The sequence below is a fragment of the Pseudomonas mercuritolerans genome, assembly GCF_025706525.1.
GTDB lineage: Bacteria > Pseudomonadota > Gammaproteobacteria > Pseudomonadales > Pseudomonadaceae > Aquipseudomonas > Aquipseudomonas mercuritolerans.
Genome location: NZ_JAMSHA010000006.1, coordinates 518419 through 532382 on the forward strand (window position 1 = coordinate 518419; position 13964 = coordinate 532382).

A 13964-nucleotide genomic window follows, 5' to 3' on the forward strand; every position below is an offset into this window, starting at 1 on the left:
ACTCCTTCTTCGCGAGCAGGCTCGCTCCCACAGTTTTGAACGGCGGTGAGTCAGGTCCCGGCGATCAGTTGGCGAGCGGCTTGACTGTGATCGGCGATCAAACCTTTCAGATCCAACCCTTCAACCTGACCACCAACCACACGCCACTTGCCGCCAATCATCACTCGATCCGCCCGATCCGCGCCGCACAACAACAGCGCCGAAATCGGATCATGGCTACCGGAGAAGCGCAGTTCATCGAGCTTGAACAACGCGAGATCCGCCTGTTTGCCGACGGCAATTTCGCCAATGTCGGTGCGGCCCAAAAGGCTCGCCGAACCCTTGGTCGCCCAGCCCAGCACGCGCTCCGGGGTGATCTTTTCGGCGCCGTAGCGCAGGCGCTGGATGTACAGGGCCTGACGCGCTTCGAGGATCATGTTCGAGGCATCGTTGGACGCCGAACCGTCGACGCCAAGGCCGAACAGCGCGCCGGCGTCGGTCAGCTCGATGCTCGGGCAGATGCCGGACGCCAGGCGCATGTTCGAGCTTGGGCAGTGGCAGATGCCGGTACCGGCCTGGCCGAGGCGGGCGATTTCGTCGGGGTTGAAATGGATGCCGTGGGCCAGCCAGGTACGTGGGCCGAGCCAGCCGACGCTGTCCAGATAATCAACCGTGCGCAGGCCGAAGCGCTGCAGGCAGAAGTCTTCCTCATCGAGGGTTTCAGCGAGGTGGGTGTGCAGACGCACATCGAGCTTGTTCGCCAGATCAGCGCTGGCCGACATGATTTCCGGAGTCACCGAAAATGGCGAACACGGCGCCAGGGCAATCTGGATCTGCGCGCCGTCGCCACGCTCGTGGTACTCGTGAATCAGCCGCTGGCTGTCGTCGAGAATCACCTGACCTTCCTGCACCGTTTGTTGCGGAGGCAGGCCGCCGTCCTTCTCGCCAAGGCTCATCGAGCCGCGCGTGAGCATGGCGCGCATACCCAGTTCACGCACCGTTTCGACCTGCACGTCGATGGCGTTTTCCAGACCGTCCGGGAACAGATAGTGATGGTCGGCAGCGGTGGTGCAACCCGAGAGCAGCAATTCGGCCAGCGCCACTCTGGTGGCGAGGGCGAGTTTTTCCGGGGTCAGCCGCGCCCATACCGGGTACAGGGTTTTCAGCCACGGGAACAGCGGCTGATTGACCACCGGCGCCCAGGCGCGGGTCAGGGTTTGATAGAAGTGATGGTGAGTGTTGATCAGGCCCGGCAGGACCACATGCTCGCGGGCATCGAACACTTCATTGCACGGCGCCGACGGCTGCTGACCGGCAGCGAGGACTTCGACGATGACACCGTCTTGCACGACTAGACCGCCACGGGCATCAAGCTCGTTGGAGGTGAAAATGGCGAGGGGATTTTTTAACCAGGTACGGGTCGCAGGCATTGTGGCCGGCTCCTCTGAAAGTTGGGTTCAGGGTTGCCAGCTCAGTGTTGCCCTGTCTGCTGATCCAGGGTCGCCGCGAAGGACGAGGCGCGCAGTTTCAAACAAATCGCAGCGCCGGGCAAGCGCCACCCGACCATTCACCATCATCCCCCTGTGGGAGCGAGCCTGCTCGCGAAGGCGTCATGTCAGTCGATACAGATTTACCTGACAGATCGTATTCGCGAGCAGGCTCGCTCCCACATCGGGATTTTCAGTGCTTACCAGGCAATCGTTTCACCCTTGTAATTGACGAAGTGATGCCCGCCCTTGCCGGTGAATGCAGTGACCTGATCGATCAGCCCGCGGGTGCTGGTCTCGACGTCCAGGTCAGCACCTTCGCCGCCCATGTCGGTCTTCACCCAGCCCGGGTGCAACGACAGTACGGTGAGTTTCTGTTCACCCAGTTGCGTGACAAAACTGTTGGTCATCGAATTCAGCGCTGCCTTGCTCGCCTTGTACAGCGCCAGTTCCGGCGCATCCGGTATGGTCACGCTGCCGAGCACCGAGCTCATGAACGCCAGCACGCCGCTGCCGTCGCGGATCTGCCCGACGAAACGCTGAGCCAGATTGATCGGCGCCACCGCGTTGGTGAAAAACAGTTGCCCGACCTCGGCCAGGGTCGCGCCGCCCGGGGTCTGTACTTCCGGGCCTTTGACCCCGGCGTTGACGAACAACAGATCGAAGGTTTCGCCCTTGAGTTTCTGGCTCAGAGCGATCACCGCTTGCTGATCGTCCATGTCGAGCTTCTCGATGCGCACGTCACCCAGCGCTTGCAGCGCCTCGGCCTTCTGCGGATTGCGCACCGTCGCGGTGACCTGCCAGCCATCGCCCAGCAGAGTCTTCACCAGACCGAGGCCCAAGCCGCGGGAGGCGCCGATGATCAGTGCGTTTTTTGCCTGAGACATGATGGGTTTCCTTGAAAGTCAGCATTCAGGATTCAATGGACACGCCTGACCGCGCCACAGTTGCAGCGCTTGGCGAAAACAGGCTTTGACCCCGGAGCATACTCCAGGCTTCTTGAGTTTCTCGAGGGTGTTTGATCAGAAATAGTTGTGGGTCGTGGTCCAGGTGTTGCCGGTGCGGACGCCTTCGCGAGCAGGCTCGCTCCCACATTTGCCCGCGTTCACTCAGATCCCCTGTGGGAGCGAGCCTGCTCGCGAAGAGGCCCGCTCTGACAACGATCAGTGTCCCGATTGCCACGGCTGCCCCAACGAAACCGGCGCATACAACCGCGTGCGCACGGCATCGCGGGACAGCAGCACCAGCACCAAAATCGTCGCCACATACGGCAGCATCGCCAGCAGGCTTGAAGGAATCGCCAGCCCCAGCCCCTGCGCCACCAAATGCAGGATGCTGGCGAGGCCGAACAGATATGCCCCAAGCAACAACCGCCACACCCGCCAACTGGCAAACACCACCAGCGCCAGGGCAATCCAGCCGCGCCCTGCGGTCATGTTTTCCGCCCACATCGGCGTGTAGGCCAGCGACAGATACGCCCCGGCCAGCCCGGCCATTGCTCCGCCGAACAACACCGCCAAGGTGCGTACGGTCAGCACCGGCAAGCCCATGGCGCTGGCCGCATCCGGGTTTTCACCGACCGCTTGAATGATCAGGCCGACACGACTTTTGACGATCACCCACGCCACCAGCGCAAACAGCGCAAACGACAGATACACCAGCAGATCCTGGGCAAACAGCATCCGCCCGATCAGCGGGATCTCACTCAGATACGGAATCGCCAAAGGCTCGAAACCCGCCAGCGGCTTACCCACCCAAGCCGCGCCGACAAATGTCGACAGGCCCACGCCGAAGATCGTCAGCGCCAAACCGGTGGCCACCTGATTGGCGTTGAACACCAGCGCGACCAGGGCAAACAGTGACGACAACAACATCCCGGCCAACATCGCCAGCAGCACACCCAGCCACAGGTGGCCGCTGTTCAGCGCGACGATAAAACCGATCACCGCACCGAACAGCATCATGCCTTCCTGGCCGAGGTTGAGGACGCCGCTTTTCTCGCAGATCAACTCACCCAATGCCACCAGCAGCAGCGGCGTGCCGCAGCGGACCATGGCATAGAAAATATTGCTCAGCAGATCGATATCCATCACAGCGCTCCGGCGGTTACGGCAGGGGTCGAGGCGCGCCGGGTCCAGCGCAGTTTCAGGCGTGGCCGATAGAGAATCAGCACGTCACAGGCGAGCAGGAAAAACAGCATCATGCCCTGGAATAACTGGGTGATTGCCTGCGGCAGGTTGAGCGACATCTGCGCGCTCTCGCCGCCGATGTACAGCAATGCCATGAGCAGACTGGAGAACAGAATGCCGAGCGGATTCAACCGTCCGAGGAACGCCACGGTGATCGCCGCGTAGCCATAGCCCGGCGACACTTGGGGCACCAGTTGGCCGATCGGCCCGGTCACTTCGCAGACCCCGGCGAGTCCGGCCAGACCGCCGCTGATCAACAGCGCCAGCCAGATCAGGCGCTTCTCGCGAAAGCCGACAAAACCTGCCGCTCGCTTGTCCAGCCCGAGCACTTTGATCTGGAAGCCGATAAAGCTTTTCTGCAACAACACCCACACTGCAACCAGCGCGAGCAAGGCGAAATACACCCCGGCATGCACGCGGCCGTCCTCCAGCAGCAGCGGCAAACGACTAGCGTCGCCGAACATCGCCGACTCGGGGAAATTGAAGCCCGCCGGATCCTTCAACGGCCCGTGCACGCAGAACAGCAGCAGGTTCAGCGCGATGTAGTTGAGCATGATGCTGGTGAGGATTTCGTTGGCGTTGAAGCGCGTGCGCAGCCATGCGGTGAGCCCGGCCCATGCGGCGCCCGCCAGCGTCCCGGTCAGCAGAATCAGCACCAGCGCCCAGCGACTTTGCATGTCGATAACGTTCACTGCCAGAGCACTGCCGGCCAAGGCGCCAAGTAGAAGTTGGCCTTCGGCGCCGATGTTCCAGATCCGCGCCTGATAGGCCACGGCCAGGCCGAGTGCGCAGAGTAGAATCGGCAGCGCCTTGACCAGCAATTCAGACACGCCATACAAATCGCTGACGGGCGCGATCAGCAGCGTGTGCAAGGTTTGCAGTGGGTCGTGGCCCAGCGCGATGAACAACAGCGAGCCGCAGCCGAGGGTCAGCGCCGCCGCCAATAACGGCGAGCACCACAGCATCAAGCGCGATTGCTGGCCACGGGGTTCGAGAGAAAGCAGCATGGTTGAAACTCCGTTAAACCGAGGCGGCGCGAGGTGAGTGATCGAACTGGCCGGCCATCCACGCGCCGACATCGCTCAGTTGTGTAAGGCCGGTGTCTTGCAGTGCCGACAGACGCCCGCCGCACAGCGCGCCGAGACGATCGCTGATCTGGAACAGCTCATCGAGGTCTTCGGAAATCACCAGAATCGCCGCGCCGGCATCGCGCAGCGCGATCAAGGCGCGATGGATGGTCGCGGCGGCGCCAACGTCGACGCCCCAGGTCGGGTGCGCGGCGATCAGCAGTTTCGGTTGCTGAAGAATTTCCCGGCCGAGGATGAATTTCTGCAAGTTGCCGCCGGACAGGCTGCGCGCAGCGGTTTGCGTGTCCGGGGTCTTCACGCCGAAACGCTGGATGATCTGCTGCGCGAGAGCTTCGACTTTGCCGCGTTGGATCAATCCGTGGCTGACCAGTCCTTGCTGAAAAGCACTGAGCAGGGCGTTATCGGCCAGACTCAACTCCGGCACCGCGCCGTGGCCAAGGCGTTCGGCCGGCACGAAGGCCAGACCGAGTTTGCGCCGCGCGTCCGGGCGCAGATCGGCAACGTTTTTCTCTGCGAAGCGAAGGGTCGCCGCTTGCGCCCGGGGCAAGGTTTGTTCGCCACTGAGCAGGGCGAGCAACTCATCCTGACCATTGCCCGCGACCCCGGCGATGCCGACGATTTCACCACTGCGCACTTGCAGGTCGATGTCTGTCAGCGAGCAACCAAAAGGGTCCGGGTTGTGCCAGCTCAAACCCTGCACCTGCAAAAACGCCGCGCCACCGCTGACCTTCGGGTACTCGCCAATCAATCCCGCCGCTTCGCCGACCATCAGTTGTGCCAGTTGCTGATCCGTACATTGCGCCGGCAGGCAATGCCCGGCAACCCGACCGCCGCGCAGCACCGTGGCGCTGTGGCACAAGGCGCGCACTTCACCGAGCTTGTGGCTGATAAACAGAATGCTGCAGCCCTCGTCGGCAAGCCGTCGCAGGGTGATGAACAATTCGTCCGCCTCTTGCGGCGTCAGCACCGAGGTCGGCTCGTCGAGAATCAGCAGGCGGATGTCCTGCATCAGGCAACGGATGATTTCCACCCGCTGGCGCTCGCCGATCGACAGGCTGTGGACAAGTCGCTCCGGTTCCAGCGCCATGCCGTAACGCCGCGAGACTTCGCGAATCTTCGGCTCCAGTTGCTTCGGCGTGCCGGCCGCCGCGCCCATCGCCAGGGCAATGTTCTGCGCCACGCTGAGGGTTTCGAACAGCGAGAAATGCTGGAACACCATGCCAATGCCCAACTGCCGCGCCTGCGCCGGATTGCGCATCTGCACGCGCTGCCCCTGCCAGAGCATTTCACCGCTGTCGCACTGGGTGACCCCGTAAATGATCTTCATCAACGTACTTTTGCCCGCGCCGTTTTCACCGAGCAGGGCATGGATCTCCCCCGGCGCGATGCTCAGGTCGATGGCGTCGTTGGCCAGACAACCGGGGTAGCGTTTGCTGATCTGGCGCAGTTGCAGGCGCGGTGGCGAAGGGGCGATGGACATGACAGGCTCGACTGGCTTGGAGTTGTGCCTGTGGATAAAGCAATTTCCTGGCCATTGAGTCAGGAACGCTTGCGGAGCCAGTCCGCAAGTGCCGACAGCAGCGCATCGGCGGGCGTTTTGTCTTTGGATCAAGCACCAATTCAGCGCAAAGCCATTGAACAGGCTCCAGTTTTGCCCGCTTGCAGTTGGTTAAAAAACGAGCAACTGCCTGAGAGCCAGACAGATCCAGCGGCTGCGGCGGTCATGAACGGCTTATCCACAGGTTGCTCCACAGTAATTGTGCGCAAGCGCCGAGGGTGGGCATAAGCACTGCGATGCTTTGTTCTAATGGTCATAAACGATGGTAACTGTTTGTTTTTACGCTGGATTTCCCTTTCATCGGGTCAATTGAACGAAAATTGAACAAATCGCGCAAAGCCGCATGACAGAAGGGTTACAGCGGTGTGTGCTCAGGTTATCCACAGTCGGGTGCACAGCAGGTGTGGGCAAGTCGTGAGTTTATGAAAGTACGAGTGATGCCCCAAAAAGATCGCAGCCTTCGGCAGCTCCTACAATTGGAATGCGATCCCCCTGTAGGAGCTGCCGAAGGCTGCGATCTTTTGATCTTCCACTCTCAACGCTGCAACAAAATCCGCCCACGGCTCAGATCAGCCAACTGACTCTGCAACAACTCGATCTGCGCTTCCCCCACCGCCAGCTTCAATTCAACGCCATTGGCCGTGAAGTTCTCCTCCACCACCAACCCACCCAGATCCGCCACGCGCAACTTCACCAGCGCCAATTCGGCAAAACCACAGGTGCAGCTCAGCGGCACGCGGCTGATCAACTCGATTTTTTCCGCCGCTTGCAGGCACTTGTTGGCGCCGCCGCCATAAGCGCGGGCCAAACCACCGGTGCCCAGTTGGATGCCGCCGTACCAGCGGATCACCAGCACTGCGACCTGATCGCAATCCTGCGCTTCGATCGCCGCGAGAATAGGGCGCCCGGCAGTGCCGCCCGGCTCGCCGTCGTCAGTGCTGCGGTATTGCGCGCCGAGTTTCCACGCCCAACAATTGTGCGTGGCATTCAAATCGCTGTGCTGCTCGAAAAACGCCTGCGCATCGGCGGGGCTGCTGATCGGCGTCGCCAGAGTGATGAAGCGGCTTTTGCGAATCTCTTCGCGGTATTCGCAAAAACCGCTGAGGGTGAAAGGCATAAACGTCTTATAGAGAAGGAGTGAGGCCGCAGCCTTTGAGGATGATGCGGATCAGGTTGTTGCCGGCGTCTTCCATGTCCTGCTTGGTCAACTTGCTGCGTCCGGTGACGCGGCAGATCTGCGTGGCGAAGTCGGCGTAATGCTGGGTACTGCCCCACAGCAGGAAAATCAGGTGCACCGGGTCGACCGGGTCCATTTTGCCCGCATCGATCCATGCCTGAAACACCGCCGCGCGCCCGGTGAACCAGGTGCGGTAATCCTGATTGAAATATTCGCTCAGGCATTCGCCGCCGCTGATCACTTCCATGGCAAAGATTCGCGAGGCCTGTGGCTGGCGCCGGGAGAATTCCATCTTCGCGCGGATGTAGCGGGTCAGCGCTTCGGCCGGGTCATCCTCGGCAGTGAGGGTGTTGAAGGTGCTGTCCCACAACTCGATGATGTTGCTCAGCACCGCCACATACAAACCGAGCTTGTTGGTGAAGTAGTAATGCAGGTTGGCCTTGGGCAGCTCGGCATTCTGCGCGATGGTGTTCATGCTGGTGCCTTTGAACCCGTGACGGGCGAACTCGTCTTCGGCGGCTTTGAGAATGGTCTCTTCGTTCTTCTGACGAATGCGGCTGGCGGGTTTGCCGCCGTGGGCTGGGACTTCAAAGGTCATAGGCACTTCCGGGATTGTCTGTGGGTGCAACCAGTTGCGTTGATAGCGCACCCACAGGCATCCGACAAGTCCTTGCGCGGAAAAACAGTTACGCCTGTTCGATCTTGTTCAATGAAGCGGGGCTTTTTGCCTCAGCGGTTTTGCCTTCCGGCAACAACAGACACAGGACGATTGCCGTCAGCCCGCCGCTTGTGATCGCCGAGTCGAACAGGTTCTGCACCAGTTTCGGCAGCAGGTGCAGCAGGTTCGGTTGCGCGGCGATGCCGAGGCCGACGCCGAACGAAGTGGCGATGATCAACATGCTGCGCCGGTCCAGCGGTGACTGCGCGAGAATACGCACGCCCGCCGCCGCCACTGCGCCGAACATCACCAGCGTTGCGCCGCCCAGCACCGGTTTCGGAATCTGTTGCAGCACCGCACCGATCATCGGGAACAGGCCGAGGCAGAACAGGATCGCGCCGATGTACAGGCCGACGTAGCGGCTGGCAACGCCGGTCAATTGGATCACGCCGTTGTTCTGCGCGAACGTTGTGTTGGGGAAGGCGCTGAAGGTCGCCGCGATCATGCAACTGACACCATCACCGAGCACGCCACCGCGCAAGCGGCTTATATAAGAAGGGCCGCTGATCGGTTGGCGGGCGAGCATGCAATTGGCGGTGAGGTCGCCGACGGTTTCGATGGTGCTGATCAGGTAAATCAGTGCGACCGGCAGGAAAGCGGTCCAGTCGAAGTTGAATCCGAACTTGAACGGCGTAGGAAAACTCACCAGCGGCAAGTCAGGCAACGGCTGCGGGACCAGTTTCCCGCTGAACCACGCCGCGAGGCTGCCGAGCACCAGTCCGATGATGATCGCCGACAGTCGCACCCACGGCGTATTCGAGCGGTTGAGCAGAATGATCGTCAGCAGCACGAACACGCCCAAGGCCAGATTGCCCGGCGCGCCGAAGTCCGGCGCGTTGAAGCCGCCACCCAGATCGGTGATGCCGACCTTGATCAGGCTGATGCCGATCAGCGTGATGACGATGCCGGTCACCAGCGGTGTGACCACTCGGCGCAACTGACCGATGAAACGGCTGAGCACGATCTGCACGATTGCGCCGAAAAAGCACACGCCGAAAATCATCGCCAGAATATCTTCCGGGCTGCCGCCGCGCTGCTTGACCAGAAACCCGGCCGACAGCACCGCACCGAGAAACGCGAAACTGGTGCCTTGCAGACAGATCATCCCCGCGCCAATGCCGAACGGTCGCCGCGCCTGGATAAAGGTGCCGACGCCCGAGACCATCAGCGCCATGCTGATCAGGTACGGCAGATGCGCGGTCAGCCCGAGCGCCGAGCCGATGACCAGCGGCGGGGTGATGATGCCAACGAAACTGGCGAGCACATGTTGCAGTGCGGCGAGAATGGCGGCGAGTGGTTTGGGGCGGTCGTTGAGGCCGTAGATCAGTTCACTGGACGAATCGGAATCTGGCTGCATGGGCTTTGGCTTCTTGTTGAAGGACGAGTAGCCTTTCTCTGCAAAAAACTGTCCACTTGCTCAACTTTCTGAAGCAACGACTCCCAAAGGTAGGAGCTGCCGAAGGCTGCGATCTTTTGATCTTGCTTTCAGCGCGTAGCCGCCAGACTCTCCAAAAAGCTTTCCAGCACCAAATGAGGGCGCCGCCCCTTGCGCGTGACCGATGCCAGACTCAAATCGTAAAAACGCGTGCCGGCCTTGAGCGCACGCAAGCGCCCCTGCTGCACCCAAAGATTGGCGTAGTGATCCGGCAGGTAACCGATGTAGCGCCCGGTCAGAATCAGAAACGCCATGCCCTCACGGTCAGAGGCACTGGCGGTGCAGTTGAGCGCTTGGTAGTGCGCCTGAATCTCTGCCGGCAAACGAAAGGTCGGCGCAATCGCGTCCTGACTGTCGAGGCGTTGATCATCGAGTTGCTTGTCGTCGACATAAAACAGCGGATGACCCACCGCGCAATACAGCAGCGAACGCTCGCTATACAACGGCTGATATTCCAGTCCCGACAAGGCGCTGGCCTGCGGCACCACGCCAACGTGCAGGCGCCCGTCGAGCACACCTTGTTCGACTTCGTTCGGCGCAATCATGCGAATCTGGATCTGCACATCCGGCCCGCGCTCCTTCAATTGCGCGAGGGCGTGGGTGATGCGCATGTGCGGCAGGGTGACGAGGTTATCGGTCAGGCCGATGATCAGCTCGCCGCGCAGGTGTTGGTGCAGACCGTTGACCTCAGTGCGGAAGCTTTCCAGCGCACTCAACAATTGCAGCGCTGATTGATACACCTCACGACCTTCCTCGGTCAGGGAAAATCCGGCCCGGCCACGTTGACACAAGCGCAAGCCGAGGCGCTGCTCCAGATCGCTCATCTGCTGGCTGATCGCCGAGCGGCCGATGCCAAGCACGGTTTCCGCTGCGGAGAAGCCGCCACACTCCACGACACTGCGAAAAATCCGCAGCAGGCGAATATCAAAATCACTGACCTGGGCCAGTGGATCGGCGCGGCGGCTGCTCATTTTTTGTTCTCTTTGTTTAGCGATGATCTAACTGAAGGTTAGAAGAGTTGGATTTCACCGACTTTATCGCCGTGGCAATTTAGCTGCAACAACGCTTTCCATCTCCCTGACGCTTATGCCCTGCGAGGTTTTGCCCGATGAACATGCCTGAAAACGCGCCGTCGCCACTGGCCAGCCAACTGAAGCTGGACGCGCACTGGATGCCGTACACCGCCAACCGCAACTTTCAGCGCGACCCGCGTCTGATCGTCGGTGCCGAAGGCAGTTGGCTGTTCGATGACAAGGGCCGCAAGATCTACGACTCGCTGTCCGGTCTGTGGACCTGCGGCGCCGGGCACACCCGCAAGGAAATTCAGGAAGCCGTTTCCAAACAACTGGGCACCCTCGATTACTCGCCGGGCTTCCAGTACGGCCATCCTCTGTCTTTCCAGCTGGCTGAGAAAATCACCGAGCTGACGCCGGGCAATCTGAACCACGTGTTCTTCACCGACTCCGGCTCCGAATGCGCCGATACCGCAGTGAAAATGGTCCGTGCCTATTGGCGCCTGAAAGGTCAGGCGACCAAGACCAAAATGATCGGCCGTGCCCGTGGCTACCACGGTGTGAACATCGCCGGCACCAGCCTCGGCGGCGTCAACGGCAACCGCAAGCTGTTCGGTCAGGCAATGATGGATGTCGATCACCTGCCGCACACGTTGCTGGCGAGCAATGCCTTTTCCCGTGGCATGCCGGAGCAGGGCGGTATTGCTTTGGCCGATGAGCTGCTCAAGTTGATCGAACTGCACGACGCTTCCAACATCGCTGCGGTGTTCGTTGAGCCGATGGCCGGCTCTGCCGGGGTATTGGTTCCGCCGCAGGGTTACCTCAAGCGTCTGCGCGAGATCTGCGATCAGCACAACATCCTGCTGGTGTTTGACGAAGTGATCACCGGATTCGGTCGCACCGGTTCGATGTTTGGCGCCGACAGCTTTGGCGTGACTCCAGACCTGATGTGTATCGCCAAGCAAGTCACCAACGGCGCGATCCCGATGGGCGCGGTGATTGCCAGCTCCGAGATCTACCAGACTTTCATGAACCAGCCGACGCCGGAATACGCCGTGGAATTTCCCCATGGCTACACCTATTCGGCGCACCCGGTGGCTTGTGCCGCCGGCCTCGCAGCACTCGATCTGCTGCAAAAGGAACACCTGGTGCAGAGCGTCGCCGAAGTCGCGCCGCATTTTGAAAACGCGTTGCACGGTCTGAAAGGCTCGAAGAACGTCATCGACATCCGCAACTACGGCCTGGCCGGCGCGATCCAGATTGCCGGGCGTGACGGTGATGCCATCGTGCGTCCTTTCGAAGCGGGCATGGCCTTGTGGAAAGCCGGGTTCTACGTGCGCTTCGGCGGCGACACCCTGCAGTTCGGCCCAACCTTCAACAGCAAGCCGCAAGACCTCGATCGTCTGTTCGACGCGGTCGGCGAAGTGCTGAACAAGCTCGACTGATTTTTCCCTCTATATATACCTACACAAACGGGCGCTCCTTTGCGGGTGCCCGTGGACAAGAATTCAGGAGTGTTCGATGAGTGTTATCCCGCATTTGATCAATGGCGAACTGGTGACCGAGAACGGTCGCGCGGTGGATGTGTTCAACCCGTCTACCGGCCAGGCGATCCACAAACTGCCATTGGCCAGTCAGGCCACCATTCAGAAAGCCATCGATGCTGCCAAGGCTGCGTTCCCGGCCTGGCGCAACACGCCACCGGCCAAACGCGCCCAAGTGATGTTCCGCTTCAAGCAACTGCTGGAGCAAAACGAAGCACGCATCTCGCAGCTGATCAGCGAAGAGCACGGCAAGACCCTGGAAGACGCTGCCGGTGAATTGAAGCGCGGTATCGAGAACGTCGAGTTCGCCTGCGCCGCCCCGGAAATCCTCAAGGGCGAGTACAGCCGCAACGTCGGCCCGAACATCGATGCCTGGTCGGACTTCCAGCCACTGGGGATTGTTGCCGGTATCACCCCGTTCAACTTCCCGGCCATGGTGCCGCTTTGGATGTACCCGCTGGCGATCGTCTGCGGCAATTGCTTCATCCTCAAGCCATCCGAGCGCGATCCAAGCTCGACGCTGCTGATCGCTCAACTGCTGCTGGAAGCCGGGCTGCCGAAAGGCGTGATGAGTGTGGTCCATGGTGACAAGACGGCGGTGGACGCGTTGATCGAAGCGCCGGAAGTCAAAGCGCTGAGCTTCGTCGGTTCGACGCCGATTGCCGAATACATTTACGCCGAAGGCACCAAGCGCGGCAAACGCGTTCAGGCACTGGGCGGCGCGAAGAACCACGCGGTGTTGATGCCGGATGCCGATCTCGACAATGCGGTCAGCGCACTGATGGGCGCGGCCTACGGTTCCTGCGGCGAACGCTGCATGGCGATCTCGGTGGCCGTGTGTGTTGGCGATCAGGTCGCGGACGCGCTGGTGGCGAAACTGGTTCCGCAGATCAAAGCGCTGAAAATCGGTGCCGGTACTTCTTGCGGCCTGGACATGGGGCCGTTGGTTACCGGTCAGGCGCGTGACAAGGTCAGCGGTTATGTGGATGACGGTGTGGCGGCGGGCGCGACCCTGGTGGTCGATGGTCGTGGTCTGAGCGTGGCCGGGCATGAAGAAGGCTTCTTCCTCGGTGGCTGCCTGTTCGACAACGTCACTCCAGAGATGCGCATCTATAAAGAAGAGATCTTCGGGCCGGTGCTGTGCGTGGTGCGGGTGAACAGCCTGGAAGAGGCGATGCAACTGATCAATGATCACGAATACGGCAACGGCACCTGCATCTTCACCCGTGACGGCGAAGCGGCGCGGCTGTTCTGCGATGAGATCGAAGTCGGCATGGTCGGCGTCAACGTGCCGCTGCCGGTGCCGGTGGCTTATCACAGCTTCGGCGGCTGGAAGCGTTCGCTGTTTGGCGACCTGCATGCGTATGGTCCGGACGGCGTGCGCTTCTATACTCGTCGCAAGGCGATCACCCAGCGCTGGCCGCAGCGTGCGAGCCATGAAGCTTCGCAGTTCGCATTCCCTAGCTTGTAAGTAGCTGGATATGCAGAAGGCCGACCTTGATAGGTCGGCCTTCGCGTTTTCGGGGCTTTTTGACCGATATGACAGAAATATGAAAATAGGTGTTGACGGCAGATTCCAGAGGTCTATAATTCGCCCCACTTCCGGCGCAGTCGAAACGGAAAACTCCTTGAGATTCAAAGAGTTACGTAGTTTTCGGCAGCGGCTTGCTTCAGATCATCGAAGCCTGGAAGGAGTTAAAAGAGCGGTGATGTTTGGCTCTTTTAACGGTTCGATCTTCTCGATCGAAAGCGGAGAAAAAGAGGTGTTGACAGCAG

The 13964-nt window shown here is 60.6% G+C and carries 12 protein-coding genes; 3 read left to right on the forward strand and 9 right to left on the reverse strand.

Annotation, left to right across the window (positions count from 1 at the left end; translation table 11 throughout):
* Nucleotides 1-50: 50 nt before the first annotated feature.
* The 9 genes from ND528_RS19655 to ND528_RS19695 form a co-directional block, all read right to left on the reverse strand.
* Nucleotides 51-1409: an 8-oxoguanine deaminase gene (locus ND528_RS19655; RefSeq protein ID WP_212615241.1), complete on the reverse strand. Its 1359-nt coding sequence runs from the start codon at nucleotides 1407-1409 to the stop codon at nucleotides 51-53.
* A gap of 257 nt (nucleotides 1410-1666) precedes the next feature.
* Nucleotides 1667-2353, reverse strand: a complete 687-nt coding sequence (locus tag ND528_RS19660; protein ID WP_263470972.1) for an SDR family oxidoreductase — start codon at nucleotides 2351-2353, stop codon at nucleotides 1667-1669.
* A gap of 276 nt (nucleotides 2354-2629) precedes the next feature.
* Nucleotides 2630-3556, reverse strand: a complete 927-nt coding sequence (locus ND528_RS19665; RefSeq protein ID WP_263470973.1) for an ABC transporter permease — start codon at nucleotides 3554-3556, stop codon at nucleotides 2630-2632.
* Nucleotides 3556-4662, reverse strand: coding sequence for an ABC transporter permease (locus tag ND528_RS19670; RefSeq protein WP_024011472.1), 1107 nt, complete (start codon nucleotides 4660-4662; stop codon nucleotides 3556-3558). Before ND528_RS19670 ends, ND528_RS19665 begins: the two co-directional genes overlap by 1 nt.
* 13 nt (nucleotides 4663-4675) lie before the next feature.
* Nucleotides 4676-6223, reverse strand: coding sequence for an ABC transporter ATP-binding protein (locus ND528_RS19675; protein WP_263470974.1), 1548 nt, complete (start codon nucleotides 6221-6223; stop codon nucleotides 4676-4678).
* 613 nt (nucleotides 6224-6836) lie between these two features.
* Nucleotides 6837-7418: an IMPACT family protein gene (locus tag ND528_RS19680; protein ID WP_130912893.1), complete on the reverse strand. Its 582-nt coding sequence runs from the start codon at nucleotides 7416-7418 to the stop codon at nucleotides 6837-6839.
* 7 nt (nucleotides 7419-7425) lie between these two features.
* Nucleotides 7426-8076: a TetR/AcrR family transcriptional regulator gene (locus ND528_RS19685; RefSeq protein ID WP_263470975.1), complete on the reverse strand. Its 651-nt coding sequence runs from the start codon at nucleotides 8074-8076 to the stop codon at nucleotides 7426-7428.
* Between the two features lie 88 nt (nucleotides 8077-8164).
* Entirely contained in the window at nucleotides 8165-9553 is a 1389-nt protein-coding gene (locus tag ND528_RS19690; RefSeq protein ID WP_212615245.1) for a uracil-xanthine permease family protein, read from the reverse strand.
* Nucleotides 9554-9681: 128 nt separating this feature from the next.
* Entirely contained in the window at nucleotides 9682-10602 is a 921-nt protein-coding gene (locus ND528_RS19695) for a LysR family transcriptional regulator (protein ID WP_016771807.1), read from the reverse strand.
* Between the two features lie 137 nt (nucleotides 10603-10739).
* Between ND528_RS19695 and ND528_RS19700 the strand changes: the two genes are divergently transcribed.
* The 3 genes from ND528_RS19700 to ND528_RS19710 form a co-directional block, all read left to right on the forward strand.
* Complete coding sequence (locus ND528_RS19700) at nucleotides 10740-12089, forward strand: aspartate aminotransferase family protein (RefSeq protein ID WP_130911423.1); 1350 nt, start codon at nucleotides 10740-10742, stop codon at nucleotides 12087-12089.
* Between the two features lie 76 nt (nucleotides 12090-12165).
* Entirely contained in the window at nucleotides 12166-13659 is a 1494-nt protein-coding gene (locus tag ND528_RS19705) for a CoA-acylating methylmalonate-semialdehyde dehydrogenase (protein WP_103306253.1), read from the forward strand.
* Between the two features lie 10 nt (nucleotides 13660-13669).
* The coding region (locus tag ND528_RS19710) for a hypothetical protein (protein ID WP_263470976.1) at nucleotides 13670-13964 on the forward strand (295 nt) is incomplete at its 3' end.